24 protein-coding genes and 1 tRNA gene are annotated in these 25,056 nt (G+C 72.8%); 16 read left to right on the top strand and 9 right to left on the bottom strand.

Annotated features, from left to right (window positions below; translation table 11 throughout):
* Positions 1–156 precede the first annotated feature (156 nt).
* The 3 genes from LCN96_RS12800 to LCN96_RS12810 are packed head-to-tail and all read left to right on the top strand — an operon-like array spanning position 157 to position 2,092.
* A complete protein-coding gene (locus LCN96_RS12800) occupies positions 157–315 on the top strand; it encodes a hypothetical protein (protein WP_225272815.1) in 159 nt (52 codons plus the stop codon).
* 32 nt (positions 316–347) lie between these two features.
* Positions 348–1,622, top strand: a complete 1,275-nt coding sequence (locus LCN96_RS12805) for an amylo-alpha-1,6-glucosidase (protein WP_225272816.1) — start codon at positions 348–350, stop codon at positions 1,620–1,622.
* Positions 1,619–2,092 carry a hypothetical protein gene (locus LCN96_RS12810; RefSeq protein WP_225272817.1) on the top strand — a complete coding sequence of 158 codons (474 nt, stop codon included), beginning with the start codon at positions 1,619–1,621 and terminating at the stop codon, positions 2,090–2,092. The genes LCN96_RS12805 and LCN96_RS12810 overlap by 4 nt, the downstream gene beginning before the upstream one ends.
* A 166-nt stretch (positions 2,093–2,258) precedes the next feature.
* On the opposite strand, the gene LCN96_RS12815 is transcribed toward LCN96_RS12810, so the two are convergent.
* A complete protein-coding gene (locus LCN96_RS12815) occupies positions 2,259–2,576 on the bottom strand; it encodes a YtxH domain-containing protein (RefSeq protein ID WP_225272818.1) in 318 nt (105 codons plus the stop codon).
* 127 nt (positions 2,577–2,703) lie between these two features.
* Between LCN96_RS12815 and LCN96_RS12820 the strand changes: the two genes are divergently transcribed.
* The 4 genes from LCN96_RS12820 to LCN96_RS12835 all read left to right on the top strand — a co-directional run bounded on the left by LCN96_RS12820 (position 2,704) and on the right by LCN96_RS12835 (position 5,286).
* Positions 2,704–2,775, top strand: a tRNA-Asn gene (locus tag LCN96_RS12820).
* Positions 2,776–2,914: 139 nt separating this feature from the next.
* Positions 2,915–3,358, top strand: a complete 444-nt coding sequence (locus tag LCN96_RS12825; protein WP_225272819.1) for a hypothetical protein — start codon at positions 2,915–2,917, stop codon at positions 3,356–3,358.
* A gap of 139 nt (positions 3,359–3,497) precedes the next feature.
* Entirely contained in the window at positions 3,498–3,911 is a 414-nt protein-coding gene (locus tag LCN96_RS12830) for a hypothetical protein (protein WP_225272820.1), read from the top strand.
* A 244-nt stretch (positions 3,912–4,155) separates the two neighbouring features.
* Positions 4,156–5,286: a nitric oxide synthase oxygenase gene (locus LCN96_RS12835; protein ID WP_225272821.1), complete on the top strand. Its 1,131-nt coding sequence runs from the start codon at positions 4,156–4,158 to the stop codon at positions 5,284–5,286.
* Here the strand turns inward: LCN96_RS12835 and LCN96_RS12840 are convergent.
* Positions 5,206–5,985 carry a tyrosine-protein phosphatase gene (locus LCN96_RS12840; protein WP_225272822.1) on the bottom strand — a complete coding sequence of 260 codons (780 nt, stop codon included), beginning with the start codon at positions 5,983–5,985 and terminating at the stop codon, positions 5,206–5,208. The two genes, LCN96_RS12835 and LCN96_RS12840, sit on opposite strands and share 81 nt — an antisense overlap.
* A gap of 47 nt (positions 5,986–6,032) precedes the next feature.
* On the opposite strand from LCN96_RS12840, the gene LCN96_RS12845 reads away from it, so the two are divergent.
* Positions 6,033–6,809, top strand: coding sequence for an enoyl-CoA hydratase-related protein (locus tag LCN96_RS12845; protein WP_225272823.1), 777 nt, complete (start codon positions 6,033–6,035; stop codon positions 6,807–6,809).
* A gap of 20 nt (positions 6,810–6,829) precedes the next feature.
* Here the strand turns inward: LCN96_RS12845 and galK are convergent, their stop codons facing one another.
* Positions 6,830–7,945, bottom strand: a complete 1,116-nt coding sequence (gene galK / locus LCN96_RS12850) for a galactokinase (RefSeq protein WP_225272824.1) — start codon at positions 7,943–7,945, stop codon at positions 6,830–6,832.
* A 43-nt stretch (positions 7,946–7,988) separates the two neighbouring features.
* Between galK and LCN96_RS12855 the strand changes: the two genes are divergently transcribed.
* Positions 7,989–8,837, top strand: coding sequence for a 1-aminocyclopropane-1-carboxylate deaminase/D-cysteine desulfhydrase (locus LCN96_RS12855; RefSeq protein ID WP_225272825.1), 849 nt, complete (start codon positions 7,989–7,991; stop codon positions 8,835–8,837).
* Here the strand turns inward: LCN96_RS12855 and LCN96_RS12860 are convergent.
* Complete coding sequence (locus LCN96_RS12860; RefSeq protein WP_225272826.1) at positions 8,762–9,433, bottom strand: DUF6766 family protein; 672 nt, start codon at positions 9,431–9,433, stop codon at positions 8,762–8,764. The genes LCN96_RS12855 and LCN96_RS12860 overlap by 76 nt on opposite strands.
* Before the next feature lie 79 nt (positions 9,434–9,512).
* The gene (locus LCN96_RS12865) at positions 9,513–9,893 is read right to left on the bottom strand and encodes a hypothetical protein (RefSeq protein WP_225272827.1); all 381 of its coding nucleotides are present in this window, start codon (positions 9,891–9,893) and stop codon (positions 9,513–9,515) included.
* Between the two features lie 41 nt (positions 9,894–9,934).
* Between LCN96_RS12865 and LCN96_RS12870 the strand changes: the two genes are divergently transcribed.
* Positions 9,935–10,438, top strand: coding sequence for a DinB family protein (locus tag LCN96_RS12870; RefSeq protein ID WP_225272828.1), 504 nt, complete (start codon positions 9,935–9,937; stop codon positions 10,436–10,438).
* 28 nt (positions 10,439–10,466) lie between these two features.
* Here LCN96_RS12870 and LCN96_RS12875 read toward each other — a convergent pair whose 3' ends face one another.
* The gene (locus LCN96_RS12875; protein WP_225272829.1) at positions 10,467–11,012 is read right to left on the bottom strand and encodes a hypothetical protein; all 546 of its coding nucleotides are present in this window, start codon (positions 11,010–11,012) and stop codon (positions 10,467–10,469) included.
* 122 nt (positions 11,013–11,134) lie between these two features.
* Between LCN96_RS12875 and LCN96_RS56520 the strand changes: the two genes are divergently transcribed.
* From LCN96_RS56520 to LCN96_RS12900, 4 genes are all read left to right on the top strand, one after another.
* Positions 11,135–16,111, top strand: coding sequence for a tetratricopeptide repeat protein (locus LCN96_RS56520; RefSeq protein ID WP_263657472.1), 4,977 nt, complete (start codon positions 11,135–11,137; stop codon positions 16,109–16,111).
* Positions 16,112–16,203: 92 nt separating this feature from the next.
* Positions 16,204–16,926, top strand: coding sequence for a TetR/AcrR family transcriptional regulator (locus LCN96_RS12890; RefSeq protein WP_225272830.1), 723 nt, complete (start codon positions 16,204–16,206; stop codon positions 16,924–16,926).
* Entirely contained in the window at positions 16,923–19,412 is a 2,490-nt protein-coding gene (locus LCN96_RS12895) for a PEP/pyruvate-binding domain-containing protein (RefSeq protein ID WP_225272831.1), read from the top strand. Before LCN96_RS12890 ends, LCN96_RS12895 begins: the two co-directional genes overlap by 4 nt.
* A gap of 50 nt (positions 19,413–19,462) precedes the next feature.
* Complete coding sequence (locus LCN96_RS12900) at positions 19,463–19,603, top strand: hypothetical protein (RefSeq protein WP_225272832.1); 141 nt, start codon at positions 19,463–19,465, stop codon at positions 19,601–19,603.
* Between the two features lie 23 nt (positions 19,604–19,626).
* Here LCN96_RS12900 and LCN96_RS12905 read toward each other — a convergent pair whose 3' ends face one another.
* A complete protein-coding gene (locus LCN96_RS12905) occupies positions 19,627–20,895 on the bottom strand; it encodes an FAD-dependent oxidoreductase (RefSeq protein WP_225272833.1) in 1,269 nt (422 codons plus the stop codon).
* On the bottom strand, positions 20,892–21,467 hold the full coding sequence (locus LCN96_RS12910) for a TetR/AcrR family transcriptional regulator (RefSeq protein WP_225272834.1): 576 nt from the start codon (positions 21,465–21,467) through the stop codon (positions 20,892–20,894). The genes LCN96_RS12905 and LCN96_RS12910 overlap by 4 nt, the downstream gene beginning before the upstream one ends.
* Positions 21,468–21,549: 82 nt before the next feature.
* On the opposite strand from LCN96_RS12910, the gene LCN96_RS12915 reads away from it, so the two are divergent.
* Positions 21,550–22,224 carry a chemotaxis protein CheB gene (locus tag LCN96_RS12915; protein ID WP_225272835.1) on the top strand — a complete coding sequence of 225 codons (675 nt, stop codon included), beginning with the start codon at positions 21,550–21,552 and terminating at the stop codon, positions 22,222–22,224.
* A gap of 36 nt (positions 22,225–22,260) precedes the next feature.
* Positions 22,261–22,977 carry a Crp/Fnr family transcriptional regulator gene (locus LCN96_RS12920; RefSeq protein WP_225272836.1) on the top strand — a complete coding sequence of 239 codons (717 nt, stop codon included), beginning with the start codon at positions 22,261–22,263 and terminating at the stop codon, positions 22,975–22,977.
* Here the strand turns inward: LCN96_RS12920 and LCN96_RS12925 are convergent, their stop codons facing one another.
* Positions 22,978–24,960, bottom strand: a complete 1,983-nt coding sequence (locus LCN96_RS12925; RefSeq protein ID WP_225272837.1) for an APC family permease — start codon at positions 24,958–24,960, stop codon at positions 22,978–22,980.
* Positions 24,961–25,056: the final 96 nt, after the last annotated feature.

Here is a 25,056-nt window from a genome sequence, read left to right on the forward strand (position 1 = left end):
GCTCCCCGTGAAGAGGCCCCCCGATGCCCCCGTTATACCCGCCTAACGGCGGGTTCGCGGGCTTTAGTTCCTTTGGCTCGGGGGTACCCCTGACTTGTCCCTGATTGAACCCCGGGTCGCCTGCAAACCGCTTAACGATCTCTTAGCGTCTTGTGCATGGGACGCATACTTCTGATCGTGGCGGCCGTCGTGGCCGCGCTCATGCTGCTCGGCCCCCTGGTGGGCTTCGCTCTCACGCTGCTCAAGTGGGGGCTCGTCATCGGCGCCGTCGTGCTCGGCGTCATGTTCCTGTCGAAGTGGCTCAAGAGGACATAGCTTCCTGACACTTCCCCAGTCATAGTTGGGTGATGGAGGCGCGGCCCGCGGTAGACGATGCCGCGCTCGGGCGTGAGGCGCTGGCCGTGCTCGAGGCGAACTGGACGGGTGCGGGCACCGTGCCCGCACCAGGGCTCTATCCCCACCAGTGGAGCTGGGACTCCGCGTTCGTCGTGATCGGCCTGGCCAGGCATCGGCCGGACCGGGCCCGCGACGAGCTGCTCAGCCTGCTGCGGGGGCAGTGGGCGACAGGGATGGTGCCGCACATCGTCTTCCACACGCGGGAGGCGTACTTCCCCGGGCCGTCCGTGTGGCGCTCGCAGGAGCACGACGCCGCGCCGCACGTGCTCACCTCGGGGCTCACCTCGCCACCGCTGCACGCGCTGGCGCTGTGGTGGCTCTACCGGCACACGGGCGACGCCGCGTTCGTCAGGAAGGCGTACCCGGCGCTGGCCGCCCAGCACGAGTACCTCGCCACCGCGCGCGACCTCGGCGGCGCGGGGCTGGCCGCGATCGTGCACCCCTGGGAGTCGGGCATGGACGACAGCCCCGCCTGGGACGCGCCGCTCGACGCGCTGCCCGTGATCAGGTACGGCTACCGCAACGTCGAGATGGACGAGCGCCACCCCGACAGCGACCACGACCGCTACGTCTGGCTGGCCATGCGCTACCGCGACGCCGGCTACAGCCACGAGTACCTGCGCGACGAGCATCCGTTCGCCGTCGAGGACCCGATGTTCAACGGCATCTGGCTGGCCTCCTGCCAGGCCATGGCCGAGCTGGCCCCGCTGGCGGGCGCCGACCCGGTGCCCCACGCCGAGCACGCCGAGCGCCTCAGGCAGGCGATGCTCGACCGCCTGTGGGACGGCTGCTTCTACTCCAGGGACCTGCGGGCCGGGCGGCTCATCCGGGTGTGCACCGTCGGCGCGTTCGGGCCGCTGCTGGACCCGGGCCTGCCCGCCGACCGCCTGCACGCCGCCGTGGAGATGCTGGAGTCGGCCAGGTTCATGGGCGCCACCGGCTATCCCGTGCCGAGCTGCGAGATCCGCGCCTCCCAGTTCGACCGCACGCGCTACTGGCGCGGCCCCTCCTGGGTGAACACCAACTGGCTGCTGCGCCGCGCCGCCGCCGTGCACTCGCTGGACCACCTCGGCCAGCAGCTCACCAACGGCACCCTGCGCCTGGTCCGGCAGGCGGGCTTCCGCGAGTGCTTCGACCCCTTCGACGGCAGCGGCCGGGGCTGCCGGGACTTCTCCTGGAGCGCGGCGCTCACCCTGGATCTGCTCGCCGATAACGTAGGGGAATGAGCATCTTCCGTCGCCTGCCCGCCGACGTGCGCAAGTCACTGACCATCGAGCGGGGGGAGCGGGTGCTGACCTTCGCCGAGGGCGCCGACGGCCATGTGGTGGCCACGACTCTCGCCCTGCACCTGTCCGACGGGACCCGGGTGCCGTACGAGGAGATCGACAAGGCGTCGTGGGACGAGGAGGGGGTGCGCGTGCTCACCACCGGCGGCGCCCGCCACTTCGAGCGGATCTCCGAGCCGCGCATGCTGCCCGAGACCGTGCGCGAGCGGGTCAACTCCACGATCGTGGTCAACAAGCACGTCAGCCTGCCCGGCAGGGGCGGGGTGCGGCTGGTCGCGCGCCGGCCGCCCGGTGGCGAGGTGCTCGGCTGGACGCTCGTCTTCGACGACGGGCTCGACCCGGCGGACCCGGGGCTGCGTGCCCAGGCGGAGCAGGCCCTGGAGGGCGTGCGGCGCAGCATGGGGGTCTGAGAGCGGCTCACGCAGGTGGGGGTGATGCGGTGCGGCATGGGCGTCTGAGCGCGGCTCACGCAGACGAGGGTGATGCGGTGCGGCATGGGCCCGGGTCTCAGGCGTGCGGGGGTGTGAGGCCTGTGATGCCCATGCCGCTCCCGCGTGTGCGTCGATCAGCAGGTGATCAATAGGGGATCCCGCTCTCACGGGCCTTCTGGTCGGCGACGTCCTCGTCGGGCCAGCCGGTGCCGGTCTCGGGCTGGTGCCCGTCGGAGTGGAGGAACGGGATCCGCTGCTGCAGCGTGTCCCCCATCCTTGACCGGGCCATCCCCGCGACCCTGGACGCCTGCGCCCCGACCACCCCGGCCACTTGCTGCACCCGGGGATTGTCGGCGACGCGCTGCGCCGACCGCTTGATCTGCTCGTACCTCTCGTGTCCCGCCCGGCTGCCGAGCACGTAGCCGACGGCCAGGCCGACAGCGAATGTCATCCGATAACGCATCTTGCACCTCCGCTGTCTCCGGGCCTACCCCGCTTGCGATGCGACACGCACTCCCGGAGTGCGCTAATCTATTCCTGCGCACGGCGAAGGGGCGAAGAGCCCCGGCGAAGTGGGCAAACAAGTTCGATCCCGCGTAGCTCAACGGCAGAGCAGCCGGCTGTTAACCGGCAGGTTATAGGTTCGAGTCCTATCGCGGGAGCTCCTCGTCGAGGCCCCTCTCCTGAGTTCAGGAGAGGGGCCTCGGTCGTTACCGGGCCGGACGGGCGGCATACCTCCGGCATACCGGCTTCTGCTGAGCTGGCTCCCGAACACCAGCAGATCCCGATACGGAAGCGATCATGAAAAGCTCTTGGATTTCGCGCGGCGTCACGGCCGCCGCCGCCCTGACCGCACTCACGCTGCTGAGCACCACTCCCGCCTCGGCGGCGAGCTACTGGAACTCCGCCGTAGCGCCGAACGCCACCTCGGTGGGCACCGTGGTGGAGCAGAAGGTCACCGTCTCCAAGCGGACGTTCACGATCCAGCTGCGCGTGGGCAAGTACGGGAGCCTGAGCTACTTCTGGGCCCGCGCCCCGAAGAACTCCAACGCGAACGGCATGGACCTGTTCCTGTCGGTCTACAACGCCTCCACCAGGAAGTGGGAGAGCCGGCGAAAGATGATCAGCAACACCACCTACACCGACGCCCACCGGTCCATCCACAAGTACGGGTACAAGGCCTGCGCGAAGGCGCCCGGCCTCGGCGGGACCGCGGCCGTGTGCACCAGCGCCCGCTACGTCTGACGGGTCTGACCGCACGGACCTGAAGACGGCTTCGGCGATCTTCGGGCTGCCTGAAGACGGCTTCGGCGCTCTTCAGGCTGCGTTCAGGCGCGGGAGGCGACCCTCGGGGCTGTCGAATCGTCTCGGGGAGGGAGTTCCCATGTTGAAGCGACGCCTGGCGATCGTCGCCACGTCCGCCGTGCTCGGGCTCGGCGTCATGGCCGGCTCTGCGCTGGCCGACGAGGGCCCGGTCAGGGTGCACGGCGAGCACGGCAAGCACGGTGACGTCGCGTTCGAGGAGGGGCCGGGGTTCCACGGCGGCAGGCTGACGTGCTGGATGAGCGACGGCGAGGTCGTGAAGCTGTCCAGGGCCAAGGTGACCGAGCTGGTCGAGGCGCGCTACATCGAGCCGGAGCTCGCCGCGCCGGACGGCGTGGCGGTCGTGCCAGGGGACCGGCTGTCGATCAGCGTGCCGGCGAAGAAGCTGCCCCGCGAGGTGGTCAAGAAGAAGCTCGTGGGCAAGCGGTGGCACCACAGCAGGGTCATCCACCTCACCTGCGTCTGGAGCAAGTAGGGCGAATCTGCGCCCCTGGGGCGTCCAGGGGCGCGGCTCACTTAACGCCTTGTAGTTCGATGGTGACACGTTTTCGGGATCGCCGGACAAAGCGGGGCGGCGTACGGAAAATAGGAGGGCCGGTCACTCAGGCCGGAGCCGCGGGAAGTCGTGTCGGTGGCGAGGAGAGGGCGCCAACACGAGGAGGTGCCGCCGACCCGGAATCGGCGGGACGCTCCGATGACGGAGAAGTGCTGGTTGCCGCGTGCGTACCTGGATCAGGAACCTTCGCCCCTTCGACGTGCTCGCCGCCCAGGCGGTGATCGAGCGCACCACGGACCTCCGCGAGGCGGAACGCTTCATCAGGCTCTACCATGCGGAGAATCCCGCGGCGGGAGGTCTGAACGCCCGCCTGCGCGACATCGCCAGGGACGTGGCCCGCTACGGGACCTACACCCATACCTACGAGGAGCTCGAGTTCGGCGCCAGGGTGGCCTGGCGCAACAGCAGCCGGTGCATCGGGCGGCTGTACTGGCGCTCGCTGCGGGTACGCGACCGCAGACAGGTGAGCACGCCCGAGGGCGTGGCCCTGGAGTGCGTGGCCCACCTGCGCGCGGCCACGGGGAACGGCAAGATCAGGCCCACGGTCACCGTCCTGCCGCCCGACACCCCCGCCCTGCGCGGCCCCCGGCTGCTGAACGACCAGCTCGTGCGCTACGCGGGCTACCGCACGGCCGACGGCGTGGTGGGGGACCCGCGCAACATCGCGCTCACGAAGGCGGCCGGCGCCCTGGGGTGGCGGGGCAGGGGCGGGCGGTTCGACGTGCTGCCGCTGATCATCCAGCCGGCGTTCGGCGAGCCGCTGCTGTGCAACGTGCCGGGGGACGCCGTGCTGGAGGTGCCGCTGGCGCATCCCGACTACCCGTGGTTCGAGGAGCTCGGGCTGCGGTGGCACGCCGTACCGGCCATCTCGGACATGTGCCTGGAGATCGGTGGCATCTGCTATCCCTGCGCGCCCTTCAACGGCTGGTACATGGGCACCGAGATCGGCGCCCGCAACCTCGCCGACCGCGACAGGTACGACCAGCTCCCGGTGCTGGCGCGGCGGCTCGGCCTGGACACCTCCACCGAGCGCTCCCTGTGGCGCGACCACGCGCTGGTGGAGCTGAACGTGGCGGTGCTGTACTCGTTCGAGCGGGCCGGGGTCACGATGACCGACCACCACACGGAGTCGCGCCGCTTCCTGACCCACCTGGCGAAGGAGGAGGGCGCCGGGCGGGTCTGCCCGGCCGACTGGTCGTGGATCGTGCCGCCGCTATCCGGCAGCACCACGCCCGTCTTCCACCGCTACTACGACTCCAGCGTCCTGACGCCCGCCTTCGTCCACCACCGCTGAGCCGTCCTCCGTCAGGCGCTCGCGTAGTGCGGCCAGCTCGGCCGCGGTCAGGCCGCCCGCCCGCAGGCGCTCCTCGACGTCCAGGCCCGTCAGCAGCTCGGTGACCACGGCGGCGGTCGTGGTGCCGGCCGCCGCCAGGCGGGCCTGGACGCGCAGGCCGTCGTCGGGCTCCCCCAGGAGGGCGTACAGGGCGCTGAGGCGGGCCGCGGAGCGTTCGTAGTCGGCCAGGATGTGCTCGGGGGCGACCCCGGCCAGCGCCAGCAGCAGGATGGCGACCAGGCCCGTGCGGTCGCGGCCCGCCACGCAGTGCACGAGCACCCCGCCGGGCGGCGCCTGGGCGATGGCGCGCAGCACCCGCACGCTGCGCTCGGGCCGGTTCTCGAAGTGGTGGCGCAGGTAGAAGGGCGTGCCGTTGTAGCGGCCGTGGTCCGGGTCGTCGCGGCTGTCGAGCGGCACGCTGACGACGGTCATCCCGGGCGGGCGCAGGCCGGGGCGGGCGCGGTGCTCGCCGGGGATGCGCAGATCCACGATGGTCCGTACGCCGTGGGCCGCCGCCGCGGCCCAGCCGCGCTCGGTGAGCCGGTCGGGCGTGTCGGAGCGCACCACCGCTCCCCAGCGCGTACGCCGCCCCCCGGCGGCAGGCAGGCCGCCCAGATCGCGCACATTGTGACAGCCGTCCCAGGACAGGTCGCGTTCCATGGGCGCCATCCTTGCCTTCCCCGCCTAGAACATGGTTCTGTTAGGGCATGGTGGACCTAGTGCTCTCGACCCTCGGCGACGGGGGCGTGCTCACGCTGACCTTCAACCGGCCCGACACGCTCAACGCGTGGACCGACGCCATGGGGCGGCGCTACTTCGACCTGCTGGCCGAGGCCGAGCAGAACCCGGACGTGCGTGCCGTCGTGGTCACCGGCGCCGGCAAGGGGTTCTGCTCGGGCGCCGACTTCAAGACGCTGAGTGCGATCCAGACCGGCTCGTACGACGAGGTGCCCGACCCCCGGCCCAACACCTTCCCCACGACCATCGGCAAGCCGATCATCGCCGCGGTCAACGGGGCCTGCGCGGGCCTCGGCATGGTGCACGCGCTCGTCTGCGACCTCGTCTTCACGGCCGAGGAGGCCAAGTGGACGACGGCCTTCTCGCGCCGCGGGCTGATCGCCGAGTACGGGCTCTCCTGGGTGCTGCCGCGCGTCATGGGGCAGCAGCGGGCCATGGACGTCCTGCTGTCGGGGCGGGTGTTCACCGGGCGGGAGGCGTGCGAGCTGGGGCTGGCCAACCGCGCCGTGCCGGGCGACAGGCTGCTGGCGGAGGCGCAGGAGTACGCGAGGGAGCTGGCGGCCTACAGCTCGCCCGCGTCCATGGCGATCATCAAGCGGCAGGTGTGGCACGACTGGGACGCCACGCTGGAGGAGTCCGCCAAGGCCGCCACGCAGGAGATGCTCGCCTCGTTCGGGCGGCCCGACTTCGCGGAGGGCGTCGCCAGCTTCCTGGAGCGCCGCCCGCCGAACTTCCCGCCCCTCTGACGGCGCCCCTCCGGCAGGGGTCAGGCCAGCCGGTGGGCGCCCGGGGCCGCGGTGGCGGGCAGGAAGCGGGGCGCCTTGAAGCCGCGCTCGGCGTAGGCGTTCGAGACCGACTCCTTGACGCTGTCGAGGCGCTCCAGCGGCACCAGCGCGATCGCCGAGCCGCCGAACCCGCCGCCGGTCATGCGGGCGCCGCGGGCCCCGCCCTTGATCGCGGCCTCCACGGCCACGTCCAGCTCGGGCGACGACACCTCGTACAGGTCCCTGAGCGACAGGTGGGAGGCGTTCAGCAGGGCGCCGATCTCGGTGACGGCGCCCGCGCGCAGCAGCCCGACGAGCGCCTCCACGCGGTGGTTCTCCGCGACGACGTGCTCGACGCGCTTGCGCTCGTCGCCCTGGAGCTGCGCGAGCGCCCCGGCCAGGTCGGTGACGTCGCGCAGGGCGGCGACGCCGAGCTTGCGGGCCGCCGACTCGCACTCGGCGCGGCGCTTGGCGTACTCGCCGCCGGCGTGCTCGTGGTGCACCTGCGTGTCGATGATGAGCATGCTCAGGCCGTGGGAGGCCAGGTCGAGCGGGATGGTGCGGGAGCCGAGCGAGCGGCAGTCGAGGAAGAGCGCGTGGCCCTCCTCGCACAGCGCCGAGGCGGCCTGGTCCATGATGCCGCAGGGCATGCCGACGAAGTCGTTCTCGGCCTTCTGGCTGAGCAGGGCCAGCTCCATCGGCGTCAGGCCGAGGTCGAGCACGTCGTTGAGCGCGGAGGCGACGGACACCTCCAGGGCGGCGCTGGAGCTCAGGCCCGCACCCGAGGGGACGTCGCCGTCGATCGCGATGTCGGCGCCCCGCACCCGGTCGCCGAGCATGGCCAGGACGCCGACGACGTAGCGGGTCCAGCCCCTGGACTCCTCGCGGCCGGTCATGGTGACGGGCGCGCCGGAGTCGGACTGGAGGGAGAGGAGGCGGATCGTGTCGTCGTCGCGCGGCGTGAGGGCCGCCGTCACGCCCCACGGCACCGCGAAGGGCAGCACGAAGCCGTCGTTGTAGTCGGTGTGCTCGCCGATCAGGTTGACCCTGCCGGGAGCACGCCACACGGTACGGGGGGCCGCACCGAAGGCGGCAGTGAAAGCTTCAACAACGCGCATAATCAAACACTCCTCAACAAGGGCCCGACCGTAGACTAGCGCCATGGAGGAGCTCCTGGATCCAGGGCTCGGTCAGGTCCGGGTGTTCCTGTTGCACGACGACAACAAGCCGCGCAAGCTCAAGTACAACCTGGGTCATGCCCGGCTGCTGACGTTCGGCGGCGCCCACTCCAACCACATCAGGGCGGTGGCCGAAGCGGGGGCGCGGCACGGCATCGAGACGATCGGGGTCATCCGCGGCGAGGAGCACCTCCCGCTCAACCCCACGCTGGCCCGCGCGGCGGCCTGCGGCATGACGCTCACCTACCTCGACCGGGCCACCTACCGGCTCAAGCACACCGAGGAGGTGCAGGCGCGGCTGCGGGCGCGGTGGGGCGGCGACGTGACGATCCTGCCCGAGGGCGGCAGCAACGCGGCGGCCGTGCGCGGCTGCGCCGAGCTGCCGGGGGAGATCGAGGAGGACTACGACGTCATCTGCTGTCCCGTGGGGACCGGGGGGACGTTGGCGGGCATCTCGGCGGGGCTGCCGGCCGGGAAGCGGGCGCTCGGGTTCGCGGTGCTGAAGGGGGCCGGGTTCCTGGAGGGGGAGGTGGCCAGGCTGCAGCGGGAGGCGTACGGGCGTACGTGGCGAAACTGGGCGATCGACCTCGACCACCACTTCGGCGGGTACGCCCGTACGACGCCCGGCCTGGACGAGTTCGCCGCCCGGCACGGTGTGGAGCGGATCTACGTGGCCAAGATGCTCTGCGGCATCCTCGGCCACGCCCGCCGGGGCGCCTTCGCCCCGGGCACCCGCGTCGTCGCCGTCGTCACCGGTCAGCCCTCGACCCCCGTCGAGGTGTGCGCCGCCCCCACCGGCTTGGACTCGGGCGAGCCGCGCTGGCGCAGGTAGATCGACAGCACCACCATCGACAACACGGCCAGCAGCTCCGACTGCCAGTTCTGCAGGCTGCGGTCCCAGAATTCGGGCGAGGTCACGTACGCGCCCCACGTCACCGGGTCCCGCAGGTCGCCGAGCCGCTCGGCGTTGTAGGCCGCCTGCCCCGCCACCGACTGCGCCAGCCACGACAGCAGGAAGATGATCCCCATCACCAGCCCGAGCGAGTTGCTGAACAGCCACAGCCTGATCCCCCTGACCCGGGCCCAGCCGGGGGAGTCGTCGTCGGCGTACTGCCCGATCTGCTGGTCCTCGTCGGACTCCGCCCCGGCCTTGTGCGGCTCCTTGGACTCGGGCGAGCCCTTCTGGACGAGCCAGACGGTGAGCATGATGAACAGGAAGAACTGCAGGTACTCCGACTGCCAGTTCTCCGCCACGTTCACCGCGAACGCCGACGAGGCCACGTACTGCAGCAGTGAGATCGGCTCGGATCCGTTGGCCGCCTGCTGGTCGTTGTACTCCATCATCCCGGCCACGGCCTGCCCGCCCACGGCCAGCAGGAACATGATCAGGAAGGCCAGCGCCAGCGAGTTCTCCTTGAGCCACCTCACAGCTTCGACCACCCCACGGCGAAGAACCAGGCCAGCCCGACCACGATCACCAGTGTGGTCAGCGTGAACATCACGCGCATCAGTCGTCCACCTCGCAGTCGTACGGCAGGTCGCCCATCGGCTCGCAACCCGCGGCCCTGATCCGCCAGCCATCGCTGAAGCGGTGCAGGAACAGCGTGTCGCCGGCCAGGCGGACCTGGGCGTCGTCGCCCCACACGGCCACCTGCGTGACCTGGCCGCCGGCGCCCAGCCCCAGCTCGCGCAGCGCTTCGGCGCAGCTCTGACCGGAGTCGGGCAGCTTGTCGGCGGTCTTCCTGGCGAGCATCGCGCACGCCGCCTCCTCCTGGTGCGCGGAGAGCGCGGCGTGGAAGCGCTCGGCCGCCCGCGCGGGGGCGGTCGTGTCCGGAGCGCAACCCACAGTGACGAGAGACATCATCAGCACGACGAGCGCCATCCTCATGAGCCCCTGCTACCCACAGAACGATCAGGCATGCTGGTCCGATGCAGAGAACAGACACCCCCTCCTCCTGGGACGAACGCAGCACGCTGCGCGCACTCCACGACTTCACGCGGGCGACCGCCGTCGCCAAGTGCGAGGGGCTGAGCGACGAGGACGCCAGGCGGGCGCCACTGGCGACCTCCCCGCTCATGACGGTCTCCGGGGTGATCAACCACCTGCGGTGGAACGAGTACTACTGGTTCGAGGTGATGTTCCTCGGCGGCGCGAACCGCGGCCCGTGGACGGACGAGGAACCCGACGCCGAGTTCACCGTCGCCCTGCGGGACCCGCTGGCCCGGGTCGTCGAGGAGTACCAGGCCCAGTGCCGCAGGGTGGACGAGCTGGTCGAGGGCATCTCGCTGGACGAGCGCTCCAAAGTCGCCGACAGCAAGGGCGACCATCTCACGCTCAGGTGGATCATCGGCCACCTGACCGAGGAGACCGCCCGCCACAACGGCCACCTCGACATCCTGCGCGAGCTGATCGACGGGGTGAAGGGCTTCTGACCGAGCCGGTCGACGGCGTGCGGCGCTTCTAACCGAGCTGGTCGAGCACCGGTGCCACCAGCGCGTTGAGCTCGCGGGCCAGCACGCTCACCGCGCGGTGCGCGCTCTGCTCGACCTCCATGTGCGGGCCCTCGGGCTCCGGCGGCAGGTCGTCGAGCGGCAGCGGCGCCTCCACGAGCAGCGAGGGCCGCAGGAACGGCAGCCTGGCCAGGTCCTGCTGGGTCGGCTCGACGTACTGGCCGAAGGTCTCCTGCCAGCCCAGCCAGCCCCGGTCGCGCCACCAGGCCCGCGAGCGCCGCAGCTCCTCCGGCAGCGGGGAGACGATCCTGACCCGCGCGTAGAGGGTGCCGTCCCAGGTGTTGCGGTGACAGCTCGCCTCCAGGACGCGCCGGTCCCACCGCACGTAGCCGGGGGCCAGCGACGGCGGCGTGGCCAGCTCCCACGCCGTGCACGCGAACCGGACGGGCGCGATGTCGCCGAACTCGAACTCGTCGAGGTTCTTGCGCACGTGTACGGCATAGCGCCCGTCACGGTCCCTGTCGAACTCCTGATCGATCCAGAACGCCTTGCCCATGACACCTACGCTACGGCGCTCCCCGACTCCGCCGCGGGCGGACCCAAGATCTCGGAATGCGCTGTGACGCGGATGACACATCTGTAGCTTTTTCACATTGTTCAGCGACATTGGGGAGAGTTATGGCGTCAGAACAGCTCGACGCGGCCATGGAGCATTGGAAAGCGGGAGACCTCGACCGGGCCGCCGCGCTGTTCAGGCAGATCGCGGCCACAGGGGACCCCGAGGCCTCCCACCTGCTGGCCGGGCTCCTGCACGAGCAGGGGGACCTGGAGGGCGCCGAGGCGGCGCACCGGTCGGTGATCCAGTCCGGCGACCCGGTGTTCGGGCAGCGCTCGGCCATCGCCATGGGCATGATGCTGGTCACCGCCGAGGAGTGGGCCGCGGCGCACCGGGTGCTGATGATCGCCTCCGACGGCGCCGACTTCGAGGTGGCCGCGCTCGCGGACACGGCGCTGGTGCTGGTGCTGACCCAGCTCGGCGACGCGCAGGGCGCGCAGGAGTCGCTGGAGCGGGCCCGCAGGTGCCACAGCCCCGCCGTGGCCGAGCTGGCCGCGCGCCTGGAGCTGCCCGAGTTCCACCAGGACCCGGCCTCGGCCCGCGACCTGTACGAGGCGGCCGAGGACGAGGACGACTACCAGGCGCTGCTCACCTGCGGGGACCCGGAGATCGTGGCGCTGTCGGCGTTCCGGCTCTACCAGCTCCACGCCGAGGACGGCGACTTCGACGCGGCGCGCGAGGCGTGCGAGCACGCCATCGCCGTCGGCTCAGAGGAGCACCGCGCCATGGCGCACAAGCTGCTCGGCGCGGTGCTGGTGGACCTGGGCGAGTACGCCGAGTCCGCCGCCGCCTACCGGGTGGCCGCCGAGGACCCCAGGCCGGACCTCCGGCTGCCCTCGCTCATCGAGCTGGCCAAGGTGACCGCGCAGCTCGGCGACGAGGACGAGACCAGGGCCATCTTCGACCGGGTGATCGCCAGCGGCCACCGCGAGTACGCCACGCAGGCCCAGGCCTGCCTCGCCCAGCTGCACACCGAGGCGGGCGAGCCCGACGAGGCGCTGGCCGCGGTGCGCGCCGTGCTGGAGTCCGGCGCCGAGGAGTGGGCCTCCGCCTGCGTCAACCTGCTCGGCCTGCTGCTCGACCGGCACCCCGGGGCCCGCGACGAGATCATGGAGCTGCTGGGCCTGGCCGCCGCCCACGACGACCAGGACGCCGCGTTCAAGGCCGCCCTGCTGCTCGACCACGCCGCCAGGCAGCAGCCGCTGGCCGACCCCGTCGAGGAGCTGGCACTCCAGGACGTCGACGACGGCATCGAGGCGCTCAAGGCCGGCGAGCTGGCCAGGGCCAGGCGGCTGCTGCGCAGGGCCGCCGACTCCGGCGCGCCCGCCCAGTCGCTGCGCGCCATGGTGGTGCTGGCCAAGCTGGAGCTGGGCGAGGGGGACCGGGAGCAGGCCGACGAGCTGCTGGCGTACGTGGCCGAGGGCGACGACGTGCTGCAGGGCTTCAACGCGGCGTTCCTGCTGCACCTGCTGCGCTCGTCCGGCGCGCAGCCGCACCCGGTGCTCGGCGCGATGCTCGACCACCAGCGGCTGGGCAGGGAGGAGGGGCTGGAGCGCTACCAGGAGGCCGCGCGGCACCCCGACCCCGGCGTGGCCGCCATCGGCACCGCCGTGTTCGCGCAGGTGCTCACCTCCATCGGCTACGACCTGTCCGAGGTGCGCGAGCTGTTCCTGTCGGCGGCGCGCAGCGGTGACCCGCTGGCGCTGTCGTACACGGCGATGATCTGCAAGGACGTGCTCGCCGACCGGGCGGAGGCGGTCGAGCTGCTGCGCGAGGCGCTGGTGGACGGGCATCCCGCGCTAGCTGCCTGGGTGGGGTGGACGCTGGGCGGGCTGGTCGCCGAGGAGGATCCGGGACAGGCGCGGGAGGCGTACGAGGTGGCCCGCACGGCGGGGCACCGGGGGCTGCGGTTCGAGGCGGCGGCCGGGTTGAGCACGGTGTACGAGCTGCAGGGCGACCTGCTCGCCGCCTGCCGGCTGCACGAGCGGGTGATCGCCGAGGGGGAGCCGGGGCGCGCGGCGCTGCCGCTGGCGTACGGGCGGCTCAGGCTCGACGACGTGGCCGGTGCGCTGGCCGCCTTCGAGCTGGGTGACGACGAGCTGTGCGGTTTCGGGCGGCTGGTGCTCAGGGGTGACTTCGAGGCGGCGGCGCGGGCGTTCCCCGAGGGGGAGGAGGGGGCGATGGCCGGGGTGCTCGCCATGGAGTGCGCGAGCGCCTGGCAGCGCACCGGTCAGTACGACGCCGCCGGTGGGGCGCTCGCGCTGGTCGCCGGTGCCGGGCAGCCCGCTCAGCGCCAGCAGGCCGGGTGCCTGCTCGGGGCGTTGCGGGGCGATGCCGGTGACCGGCGCGGGGCGGTGGAGGCGTTCATGGGGGCGCTGGGGGAGGACGAGCATCTCAACGGGGTGGCGCTGCGGTCGGCTGGTGCGGTCCTGCGGGAGCTGGGCGAGCACGCGCAGGCCGTGGAGGTGCTCGGGCGCGTGCCGGACGGCGACGGTGAGCTGACCCTGATGATCGCGGAGTCGCTGGTGGAGTGCGAGCGCGTGGAGGAGGCCCGCGAACGCCTGGCCGACGCCTTCGGCGCTGCGGACGGCCACGAGCGCACGGCCGAGGACGTCGGCGCTGCGGACGGCCACGAGCGCTTGGCCGGTGCGGCGCTGGGTGGCGAGGGTGCGCTGCATCTCGCGCGATGGCTGCGGCGGCGCGGGGACGCCGAGGGGGCGCTGGCGGTCATGCGGGCCGCCCCGCCCGAGGTTTCCGGGATGTCGGAGTGCCTGCTCGGCAGCCTGCTGGCCGAGACCGGCGACCTGCCGGGCGCCAGGGCCGCCTACGAGCGGGCGGCGGCGCTCGACCCCGGCGCGGAGCCGGAGATCATGCTGGAGGCGGGCCGCTGCCTGCTGGCGGCGGGTGACACGGAATCGGGCCCCTTCGCACTGGAGCGGGCCGCCGCGCAGGACGACGACGAGCACGCCGCCGCCGTGGCCCGGTACCTGCTCGGCCGCGCCGTCCCGGAGGAGCTGCCCTGGGTGCTGCTGGCCGAGGGCGACAGGCCGGGCGCGCTGGCGGCGCTGATCGGCCGTACCGGGTCGCAGCCGCTGGCCGCGCTGCTGCTCGCGCTGCACGACGACGACGTACGCGAGGTGGGCCGTCTCCTGGAGACCCTCGGCCCCGCCGAGCGCGCGGAGGCGATGGACGAGATCATGATCAGGGCCTCGCGGACGCCGGCGCTCTACCGCCTGGTCGTCGAGCACGGCGAGCCCGAGGTCGCCGCCAAGGCTGCGATCGGCCTCGGCGCCGCCATCGCCGAGGAAGGCGACAACTGCCGCGCCGAGCTGTCCTTCCTGCCCGCCACCGGCCATCCGGCCACGGCGGGCGCGGCCTGGGGCAACATCGCGGTCGTCCGCCATCGCCGCGGCGACCTCGACGGGGCGCTGGAGGCCGCCACGGCCGGGCTGCCCGCCACCGCGGCCCTCGCCGCCGACCTGCTCGTGGAGCGCGGCGACACCGGGCGGGCCAGGAGCCTGCTGGCGGAGGCGGCCGCGGCGGGCGACCTGGCGTGCCTGCGGCAGCTCCTCCTGCACCTGCTCGACGAGCAGGACCACGGCGCCACGATCGAGCAGGCGGAGCGGGCCGTGGGCACCGGCGACCCGGAGACCGTGGCGATGGGCTACTGGGCGTGGGGCGGCGCGCTCGGCGCCCGGGGCGAGGTGCGCGAGGCCGCCGGCATGTACGCCAAGGGCATCGAGGCCGGGCCGCCCGAGCTGGCCGCGTCCCTGCGGCTGGACCTGGCCACGGCCCTGCGCGAGCTGGGCGACGCCGACGGGGCCGAGCGGGAGCTGGGCCTGGCCGTCGGCTCCGGCCACCCGTACGCCGCGGCGCAGGCGCACGTGCGGCGCGGTGTCTGGCTGTACGAGGACGGCCTGGCGCTGCCCGCGGCCCGCTCGTTCGCCGACGCGCTCGGCACCGGCATGGGCGAGACCGCCCTGGACGCGCTGAACGGCATCTCCCAGGAGCTGTGCGACCGGGGCGAGCACGCGGCGGCGCTGGAGGTGCTGTCGCTGATGGGCGAGCACGGCGCCGTCCAGGCCCGTGCGCTCGGTGCCCGGTGCGCGGACCCGGCGGCCGTGCCCGGCTACTTCGAGCTGGCGGGCTCGGGTCCGTACAGCGAGCTGGAGGCGGCCGGGCGGCTGGCGGAGCTGGGGGAGACGGCGGCGGCGCGCGCCACGTACGAGCGGCTCAACGAGCACGAGGACCCGGACGTGCGCTTCGTCGCCGGCGGCAGGCTGCTGGAGCTGCTCGACTCGGCCGGCGACGCGGAGGCGTTCTACGACCTGGCCGAGCGGCGCGCCGGCGACGCCGACAGCCCGGCGCCCGGGGTGTTCGGCAGCCTGCTCGGCATGTTGCAGGAGCGCCAGGGCGACACCGAGGCGTCGCTGCGCACGCTGCGCGAGGCGGCGCAGAACGGCGAGCCGACCTCGCTCAGCGTGTACGCCCAGACCCTGGTGGGCGCCGGGCACGTCGAGGAGGGCAGGCAGGTGTACCTGCGCGTGCTGGACGCCGGCGACGACGACCTCGCCGCCCGGGCCATGATCGCGCTCGGGCAGACGTACCACGAGGAGGACGAGGAGCGGGCGCGCGCCTGGTACCGCAGGGCCGTGGAGGAGGGCGCGGGGCACCTCAGCGCGCTGGCCGCGATGTACCTGGGCGCGCTGGCCAAGCGGAGCAGGGACTTCGCCGAGGCGCTCACCTGGTACCAGCGCGTCATCGACGCCGGCGACTCCGAGTCGGGCATGGCGGCGGCGCACCTCGGCGAGCTGTGCTACTGGCTCGGCGACCGCGACGGCGCGCTGCGTTACTACGAGCTGACGCTGGGGCTGAGCGAGCGGCCCGAGCTCGTCGCCGAGGCCGCCTGCAGGCTCGGCGAGATCAGGTACGAGCGCGGCGACCTGGAGCTGGCCCGCCGGCTGCTGACCACGGCCGTCGATACCGGCGAGCCGGTGTTCGCCGCCGAGGCCGAGACGCTGCTGGCCAAGCTCGCCTGAACGCAGGTTCACCCCGGAGTGCCGTGGGGTGAACTTGTGCTTAATAAATTGACCAATTAGTCTTATCTGGTCAAACAAATGGGGTGAGGCGCATGGCCAGGGCAGGGCGGCCACCACGGGACCCGGCGCACCAGCTCGCACGGGCGCACCGGATCCTCGACGCGGTCGCCGAGCTGGTGCTGCGCTGGGGCTACGACAAGACCACGATCGACGACCTCGCCAAGCGCGCAGGCGTTGCCAAGGGCACCATCTACCTGCACTGGAAGACGCGCGACGAGATCTTCGCCGCGTTGCTGCGCCGCGAGCGCGTGCACATGATGGCCGAGCTGCGCGACAGGGCGCCGGCCACGCCGGGCGAGCTGTTCGGCGAGTACGCGCGGGGGCTGCTGCGGCGTCCGCTGCTCCAGGCGGCGCTGACCGGCGACTCCGAGGTGCTCGGCAAGCTGACCCGCCAGAAGCGCAGCGGCACCAGCTGGCCGCAGAGCGAGGCGGCCTTCGCCCCGTACCTGGCCCGGCTGGTGAGACTCGGCGCGATCCGCGACGACCCCGGCGACCACATCGTGACCATCGGCTCGATCGTCTACGGGTTCCTGTTCATGCGGACGGCCCTGCCCGACCACGCCGTGCCGTCCGACGACCGCGTGGCGGAGCTGGTGGCCGACACCGTGGAGCGGGCCCTGAGCGCCGGCCGCCCGTTGTCGCCCGCCGACGCCGAGGCGGTCGCGCGCGCCACCCTCGACTTTCTCGACGCCGCAGCGGAGGTGGCCCAGCGCAAGCTGGACGCCTCCCTGGGCTCTAAGGAGCGTGTGCAGTGAGGGCCGTACTTCCTCTCGACGACCGGGCGGCCGATCTCGCGACCGCGGGCGGCAAGGGCGCCTCCCTGGCCAGGATGGCCGGGGCCGGGCTGCCCGTGCCCGGCGGGTTCCACGTCACGACCGAGGCCTACCGCGCGTTCGTGGCGGGGTTCCGCGAGGAGATCCTGCGGGCCGCCGCCGAGGATCCCGCCAGGATCCCGCCGCTGTTCGCCGCGCACGAGGTGCCGGAGGAGATCGCCGGGCAGATCCGGCGGGCGTACGCGGCGCTCGGCGACGACGTGCCCGTGGCGGTGCGCTCGTCCGCCACCGCCGAGGACCTGCCCAGCATGTCGTTCGCCGGGCAGCAGGACACCTACCTCAACATCAGGGGCGACGCCCTGCTCGACGCGGTCAGGCGCTGCTGGGCCTCGCTGTGGAACCCGCGCGCGATCGCCTACCGCGACCAGCACGGCGTGCCGCACGACGACGTGGCGTTGGCCGTGGTGGTCCAGGAGCTGGTGGACGCCGACGCGGCGGGCGTCCTGTTCACCGCGAACCCGGTCACCGGCGCGCGCGGCGAGACCGTGATCAACGCCTCGTGGGGCCTCGGCGAGGCGGTCGTCGGCGGCCAGGTCACCCCCGACACGATCACCGTCTCCGACGGCAAGGTCACGGAGGCGCGGGCCGGCGACAAGACCGTCATGACCGTGCGCACCGCCGGCGGCACAGAGGAACGACCGGTGCCCGAGGAGCTGCGCGGCGCGCCCGTCCTGGACGACACCCAGGCCCTGGAGCTGGCCGCGCTCGGCGCCCGCGTCCAGGGCCTGTACGGCACCCCCATGGACGTGGAGTGGACCAGGCGCGCGGGCACGTTCGCCATCGTGCAGGCCCGCCCGATCACCGGCCTCAAGCCGAGGCTGGAGGAGTGGAACGACAGCCTCAAGGGCGACTACCTGTGGACCGGCGGCAACCTGGGCGAGGCCATCCCCGACGTGATGACGCCGATCACCTGGTCGTACGTGCGCCTGTTCATCGAGGAGGCCATGTCCGCCTCGACGCTGCCCGGCTTCGACCTGGTGGGCAACATCGGCGGGCGCTTCTACATGAACCTGAGCATCGTGCACTCCATCGCCGCCGCCCTGGGCATGAAGAGCAGGCTCGGCGTGATCGACCAGGTCTTCGGCCGGATGCCGCCCGGCCTGGAGGTGCCGCTGGTGCCGGTGTCGCGGTGGGAGCTGATCAGGAAGGCGGTGCCGATGGCGATCAGCATCCGGCGCCGCGTGGCCCGGCACCTGAAGCACATGCACGCGTTCCTGGCCGCCTCGCCCGCGCGGTGCGAGGAGCTGCGCGAGCGCGTCGCCGCCACCGGGTCGGCCGCCGAGCTGGCCGAGCTGTGGGAGCGGGAGATCCGGCCGCACGTGGTCACCTCCTCCCAGCTGCTGGAGGCCGCGGGCCGCCAGGGCGGCGCCGCGCTCGTCTACACCCGCGACCGGCTGCGCAAGCTGATGGGCGAGGTGGCCGCCGAGGCGATGCTGACCGGCGTCAACGCCGAGGGCGAGCTGGCCAGCATGGGGCCGCTGATGGGCCTGTCCAGGCTGGCGCGCGGCGAGATCAGCAGGGAGGAGTTCGCCCGCAGGTACGGGCATCGCGGCCCGCACGAGTTCGAGGTCTCCATCCCCCGGCCAGGGGAGGATCCGGCGTGGATCGAGGCCCAGCTCGCCGGCCTGCGCGACCTGCGGGCCGACACCGAGGCGCTGCTGGAGCGGCAGGGCAAGGCCAGGGAGCAGGCGTGGGCGCGCTTCGCGCAGCGCTATCCGGGCAAGCAGGCCCGGATGCGGGAGCGGGTCCGGCGGTGGAACGCGGTCGTGCGCGACAGGGAGACCGCCCGGTCGGAGAACATCCGGGCGTTCTGGGTGCTGCGCGCGTTCACCGTACGGGCGGGGGAGCTGAGCGGCGCCGGCGACGACGTGTTCTTCCTGCACCTGCCCGAGCTGCTCGCGCTCCTGCGCGGCGACCGTTCCGCGCTGGAGCGGGTGCCGGTGCGGCGGGCCACCTACGAGCAGTACGCCGCGTTGCCGCCCTACCCGGCGCTGATCGTGGGCCGCTTCGACCCCGTGCGCTGGGCCGCCGACCCCGACCGGCGCACCGACCTCTACGACGCGCGCGGCGCCGGCGCGCCGGTGAGCGACACCGTCACCGGCTTCCCCGGCGCGCCGGGCGTGGTGGAGGGCGTCGCCCGGGTGATCTCGGGGCCGGAGGAGGGCGAGCGGCTCAAGCCCGGCGAGATCCTCGTCACGACGCTGACGAACGTGGGCTGGACCCCGATGTTCCCGCGTGCGGCGGCGGTGGTGACCGACCTGGGCGCGCCCCTCTCGCACGCCTCCATCGTCGCCCGCGAGCTGGGCATCCCCGCCGTCGTCGGCACCGGGAACGCCACCATGCGGCTGCGCGACGGCGATCGGATCAGGGTGGACGGCGAGCGGGGCACGGTCGAGTTGCTGGGGTGAAAAGTCTGCGTCAAGTCGGCCCGATCGCCGGCCGGCGTGTGATCACTTCGTTGACCATGATCGAACAGTGGATTCTGGAAGACGAACGGGAGCTGGAGGCGCGCTGCGCCCGGTTCAGGGCCGCCGCGCAGACGCCGGACCACGGTGGTGGCGGGGATGAGAGGGAGGATGAGGAGGACTCTGCGGCGTGAGTTCGGTGGCCTGTCGCCCGTGATCAGGGACGGCGGGGGCTGATGAGGTGGTGGCCGCCTGGGCTGAGCGAGTTGACGAACAGGCGGCTGCCGCCGGGGTAGGCGGCCAGGCGGAAGAGCAGGTCGCGGGCGTGGATGCGCCACCGGCTGGAGGGGGCCATCCAGTGGATGAAGCGCCGCCCGAAGCGCTGCACGTCGCCGATGACGGGGGCCATCCGCGCCTGGTAGCGGGCGAGGGCATCGGGCAATTCCGCTGCTGCGGCCAGGTCGGCCGGATCACCTGAAACGGCGAGCCCGTCGGCTGGAGCCCTCCCCCCGGTCAGCTCGCCGGCCGGAGCCCTCCCGCCGGTCAGCTCGTCGGCTGGAGCCCTCCCGCCGGTCAGCTCGTCGGCCAGCACCCACGCCGCCGCCATCGCCATGCTCGCCCCGTGACCGGCGAACAGCGACACCGCCTGGCAGGCATCCCCCAGCAGCACGATCCGTCCGTGATGCCAGCGCTCCAGCTCCACCTGCGTCACCAGATCGTGGTACACCTCCCCAGGCCCCGGCACCCGCGCCAGCACCTCCGGCAGGATCCAGCCGAGCCCGCCGAAGTGGCGGCGCAGGGCGTCGGCCGGGTCGGCGGGCAGGGCGGGGGACGGCTCGCGGCGCAGGAACAGCAGGGCGAGCCGGTCGTCGCGCAGCGCGTAGGCGCCGGTCATCAGGCCCGGCTCGGTGCGGAGCTGGTAGCGCTGCCCGATGCGGCGGCTCAGGGCCGCGTCCGTCACGATCCAGGCGGCCACCTGGTGCCCGAGGTAGCGCGGCGCGACCTCGCCGAACGCCAGCTCGCGCACCCGGGAGCGGGCCCCGTCCGCGCCCACGAGCAGGTCCACCTCGCGGGTGGTGCCGTCGGACAGCCGCACCGTCACGCCGTCCGCGTGCTGCTCGGCGCCGTCCACGGTGGTGCCGTACGTGACGGGCGCGCGTACGTCGTCGGCGATCGCCCGCGCCAGGTCGCCCCGCAGCAGGCTGACCACGTCCGCCAGCTCGGCGCCCAGCCGCAGCCGGCTGGTCGGCCGCCCGTGGCGGTCGACGTAGCGCAGCTCGGAGACCGGATAGCGGTCGCGCAGCAGGCGGGGCAGCAGCCCCATGCGCTCGGCCACCTGATGACCGGGGCCGTAGAAGTCGATCATGTAGCCGCCGTCACGGAACGCCGCCGCCCGCTCGACCAGCTCCACCTGCCAGCCGGCGCGTTCGAGATGCCAGGCCAGCGTCAGGCCGGCGATGCCGGCGCCGCAGATCAGGGTCCTCACGATGCTCCCTTCCCGAGCATGGCCCGCAGCGGCCCGCCCAGCGCGGCCAGGTCGAGGCCGGGGTCGAGGGCGCGGTGCAGCATGATGCCGTCCACGGACGCGGCCAGCATCGCCGCCGCCGCGGCCGGGTCGCCCTGGTAGCCGCGCTCGGCCAGCCAGGACGCCACCGTGGCGCGGAACCGGCCGACCTGCTCGCCGAGCCGCTCGCGCAGCTCCGGAATCCGCGTGGCGGCCAGGTACAGCTCGACCACCAGCAGCGAGGCCGGGTCGGTGCCGCTGTAGTGCGACAGCTCGCCCAGCAGCCAGCCGACCGCCTCGCCGGGGTCCGGCTGAGCGGACAGCTCCGCGGCGAGCCGGTCGAGCAGGGCGGCGGTGAAGCCGAGGCAGGCCGCCATGAGCAGGTCGGTGACCGAGGCGAAGTGGTAGTGCACCACGCCGGGCGCCACCCCGGCCCGCTCGGCGACGAGCCGGGTGCTGACGCCGCCCCAGCCGACCTCGGGCACGAGGGCGACGGCCGCGTCGAGCAACCGCTGGCGGGTGGCCTTGCCGCGTTCGGCGGCGGGATTGGCCATGTGTTTCCTCCTGGACGTTCGACTTGGGCGATCGCCCAAATAGTAGCGCAGGCAGGTGGACCGGAAGGCGTAGGCTGGTGCTGTGTCAGGTTCCGTACATAGCGCGGCAGCGCCCCGGGGGGCGTTCGACGTGGTGTGCCTGGTGGCCTCCCTCGGCGGGGTGCAGGCGTACGGGAAGCTGCTGGAACGCCTGCCGGGCGCGTTCGACGTGCCCGTGGTGATGGTGCAGCACCGGCCCGACGGCACCGACGACCGGCTCGCCCCGGTGCTGGCGCGGCGCTGCGCGCTGCCCGTCGTGCCGCTGAGGCACGGGCGCCGGCTGACGCCGGGCGCCGTGCACGTGGTCCCAGGGCGCACGCGGGCGGTCTTCGACGCGGAAGGGCGGGTGTCGCTGCGGCGCGTGGCGGGGCACCGGCTGGCCGACGACCTGTTCGCCTCGGCGGCTCAGGTGTTCGGGCCGGGGGTGATCGCCGCAGTGCTGACCGGGCGGCTCGACGACGGCGCCACCGGCGTGCGCAGCGTGAAGGGCGCGGGCGGCCGCGTGCTGGCCCAGGACGAGGCGAGCTGCGGCGAGCTGGGCTTCCAGATGCCCTCGGCGGCCATCGCCACCGGCTGCGTGGACTTCGTGCTCCCGCTGGAGGTGCTGGCCGACGCGCTGACCGCGCTGGTGATGGTGCCGGGCGCGGCCGGCATGATGCGCGTGGCCCTGCCGCCGTGGGCCCGGGTCACGATGCCCCGGCCCGCGTTCGCGGGCTGACGCCCGCTGATGTGAGGATGACCTAGGAGGTGCGCGATGGAGCCGACGGCGGACGAGCTGCGCAGCAATCTCATCCTCGGCGCGCTCCCACCCGCTGATCGGGAGAGGCTGGCAGGGCACCTGAGCCTGGTGGACCTGGAGCTGCGATCGGTGCTGCATGAGGCCGGCGCCGGCATCGACCAGGTCTACTTCCCCCTGGTCGGCGTCGTGTCACTGGTGACCGACGTCGGCGGCGGCACGGTGGTGGAGGTGGCCACGATCGGCTACGAGGGCATGGTCGGGCTGCCGGTCTTCCTGCGGGCGGGCCCGCCGGCGGAGCGGGCCGCCGTGCAGGTCGCCGGGCGCGCGCTGGCGATGAGCGCCGAGCGGTTCCGCCACGACGTGGCCGTGCTCGACGGCTGCCTGCAGCTGGCCATGCAGCGGTTCACGCAGGTGATGTTCACCCAGCTCGCCCGCAACGCCGCGTGCAACCGCTCGCACAGCCTGCGCCGGCGCTGCGCCCGGTGGCTGCTGATGACCGCCGACCGCATGCGGGGGGAGACCTTCGAGCTCACCCAGGAGTTCCTGGCGCAGATGCTGGGCGTGCGGCGCGCCTCGGTCAGCGAGATCGCGGGCGAGCTGCAGGCCGAGGGGTGCATCTCCTACCGCCGGGGCACGATCGTCATCGAGGACCGCGCGGCGCTGGAGTCGCGGTCCTGCGACTGCTACGTGATCGTGCGCGACGCCGTGCGGGCCGCGTACGCGACGCTCTGATCAGCCGCCGACGTGGATGCCGGGCCGGCGTCCCGGCTCGGGCTCGGCGGCGCGGACGATCTCCCGTACGACCGGAGCCGTGTCACCGCGTCCCAGGATGAGATAGCGGAACATGTGCATCAGCGGCGCGCCCTCCGCCCACTCGAAGTAGCAGTGCGGCCGCACCCCGGTGGCGTCGCGCAGGGCGAGCAGGATGGCGGCGATGGCGTTCGGCGCGGCGGGGCTCTCGGCCCGCAGCACCCGGTGCTTGCCCACCTGCACGCCGTGCACCCGCAGCACGTTGCTGAACTCGGAGGGGTCGATGACGTCCACCTCCAGGAACAGCACGTCTGCCCGGCCGGGCACCGGATTCATGCCGCGCTGCTCGAACTCCTTGGAGTCGTACTCGGCCTGGTCGCCGTGCTGCCGGCGGTTGGCGATCAGGTTGAGCTGCCCGTCGTGGGCCAGCGAGTCGGTCACGAACCGGCGCGCGGCCTCGTCGAACTCGATCCGGTCGGCCCGCAGCTCCGTCGTCCGCGAGACCCGCGAGATCAGCGAGATGATGATGATCCCGAGGATGAAGAAGGCGGAGATGGCGATGCCGTCGGGCTTCTCCCTGATGTTCTCCACCAGCGCGTAGAGCAGGACGAGCGACAGCACCGTGAAGCCGGCGACGGCCCGCCGCTGCCGCATGCGGGCGGCGGAGATCGTCACGGCGATCGCGCCGGAGACCATCATGGCCAGGATGCCGGTGGCGTACGCGCCGGCCTGGGCGTCCACGTCGGCGTCGAAGGCGATCGTCAGGACGACGCAGACGAGCGTGTAGACGAGCACGACGGGGCGCACCGCCCGGCCCCACTCGGGCGCCATGCCGTAGCCGGGCAGGTAGCGCGGCACGATGTTGATCAGCCCGGCCATCGCCGAGGCGCCGGCGAACCACAGGATGAGGATCGTGCTGATGTCGTACACGGTGCCGAACATCTCGCCGAGCCGCTCGTGCGCCAGGTACGCCAGCGCCCTGCCGTTCGCCGCCCCGCCCGGCCTGAACTCCTCGGCCGGGATGAGCACGGTCGTCACGAAGCTGGTCGCGATCAGGTAGACGCTCATGATGAGCGCCGCCGCGGTCAGCAGCTTGCGGGTGTTGCGGATGCGCGACTCCAGCCGCTCCGCGGCGGTGGCGCCCCTGGCCTCGACCAGCGGCATCATGCTGACCCCCGTCTCGAACCCGGACAGGCCCAGCACCAGCAGCGGGAAGGCGAGGATCGCGGGCCCGATGATGCCGCCGAACCCGCCGCGCCCCTCGAACAGCGCGCCGGTCCACGTGGCGAGCGCGTCGGGCGAGCCGAACACGTCGGCGAGCCCCACGGCCACGACCACGGCGTTGAGCAGGAGGAAGACCGCCACCAGCGGGATGGCGACGCCGACCGCCTCGGTGAAGCCGAGCAGGAACACCCCGCCCAGCACCAGCAGCAGCACCACGGTCAGGAGGACCTCGTGGCCGTGCAGGAAGCTCGGGAAGAACGGGTTCTCCACGACGTGCACCGACGCGTCGGCCGCCGACAGCGTGATCGTGATGATCCAGGACGTGGCCACGAACCCCAGCAGCACCAGCACGAACAGCTTGCCCTGCCAGAACGGCAGCAGCCGCTCCAGCATGGCCACCGACCCCTGCCCGTGCGGGCTCTCCTTGGCCACCCGCCGGTACATCGGCAGCATGCCCAGCAGGGTCAGCGCCACGATGAGCAGCGTGGCCAGCGGCGACAGCGCCCCGGCCGCCGTCGCGGCGATGGCGGGCAGGTAGGCCAGGGTGGAGAAGTAGTCGACGCCGGTCAGGCACATGACCTTCCACCACGCCTGGGGCGGGGCGTGCCCCTCCGCCGTCTCGGGGCCGACGGGCTGCACCCGGTGCTTCAGCAACCACCGCACCAGACCGTTGGCAGGCGACTGTGTCCTGCCGGGCGTCTCGACCACTTCGGGCACGGCGAGCCCACCGCTACCGTCCACCGGATCATCCTCTCGTCGTGAACGGTGTATCACCTTAGCGGCGGGTAAATCGGTTGCTACCCCCGGAGCGGCTCTGGTGTCCTGACGGCAGTTCGG

The organism is Nonomuraea gerenzanensis (assembly GCF_020215645.1).
GTDB classification, from domain to species: Bacteria; Actinomycetota; Actinomycetes; order Streptosporangiales; family Streptosporangiaceae; genus Nonomuraea; species Nonomuraea gerenzanensis.

Bases quoted from the DNA above. Each gene is read 5' to 3' on its own strand.
- LCN96_RS12800 (WP_225272815.1), top strand. From the start codon at position 157: ATGGGACGCATACTTCTGATCGTGGCGGCCGTCGTGGCCGCGCTCATG.
- LCN96_RS12805 (WP_225272816.1), top strand. From the start codon at position 348: ATGGAGGCGCGGCCCGCGGTAGACGATGCCGCGCTCGGGCGTGAGGCG.
- LCN96_RS12810 (WP_225272817.1), top strand. From the start codon at position 1,619: ATGAGCATCTTCCGTCGCCTGCCCGCCGACGTGCGCAAGTCACTGACC.
- LCN96_RS12815 (WP_225272818.1), bottom strand. From the start codon at position 2,576: ATGCGTTATCGGATGACATTCGCTGTCGGCCTGGCCGTCGGCTACGTG.
- LCN96_RS12825 (WP_225272819.1), top strand. From the start codon at position 2,915: ATGAAAAGCTCTTGGATTTCGCGCGGCGTCACGGCCGCCGCCGCCCTG.
- LCN96_RS12830 (WP_225272820.1), top strand. From the start codon at position 3,498: ATGTTGAAGCGACGCCTGGCGATCGTCGCCACGTCCGCCGTGCTCGGG.
- LCN96_RS12840 (WP_225272822.1), bottom strand. From the start codon at position 5,985: ATGGAACGCGACCTGTCCTGGGACGGCTGTCACAATGTGCGCGATCTG.
- LCN96_RS12845 (WP_225272823.1), top strand. From the start codon at position 6,033: ATGGTGGACCTAGTGCTCTCGACCCTCGGCGACGGGGGCGTGCTCACG.
- galK (WP_225272824.1), bottom strand. From the start codon at position 7,945: ATGCGCGTTGTTGAAGCTTTCACTGCCGCCTTCGGTGCGGCCCCCCGT.
- LCN96_RS12855 (WP_225272825.1), top strand. From the start codon at position 7,989: ATGGAGGAGCTCCTGGATCCAGGGCTCGGTCAGGTCCGGGTGTTCCTG.
- LCN96_RS12865 (WP_225272827.1), bottom strand. From the start codon at position 9,893: ATGAGGATGGCGCTCGTCGTGCTGATGATGTCTCTCGTCACTGTGGGT.
- LCN96_RS12870 (WP_225272828.1), top strand. From the start codon at position 9,935: ATGCAGAGAACAGACACCCCCTCCTCCTGGGACGAACGCAGCACGCTG.
- LCN96_RS12875 (WP_225272829.1), bottom strand. From the start codon at position 11,012: ATGGGCAAGGCGTTCTGGATCGATCAGGAGTTCGACAGGGACCGTGAC.
- LCN96_RS56520 (WP_263657472.1), top strand. From the start codon at position 11,135: ATGGCGTCAGAACAGCTCGACGCGGCCATGGAGCATTGGAAAGCGGGA.
- LCN96_RS12890 (WP_225272830.1), top strand. From the start codon at position 16,204: ATGGCCAGGGCAGGGCGGCCACCACGGGACCCGGCGCACCAGCTCGCA.
- LCN96_RS12910 (WP_225272834.1), bottom strand. From the start codon at position 21,467: ATGGCCAATCCCGCCGCCGAACGCGGCAAGGCCACCCGCCAGCGGTTG.
- LCN96_RS12920 (WP_225272836.1), top strand. From the start codon at position 22,261: ATGGAGCCGACGGCGGACGAGCTGCGCAGCAATCTCATCCTCGGCGCG.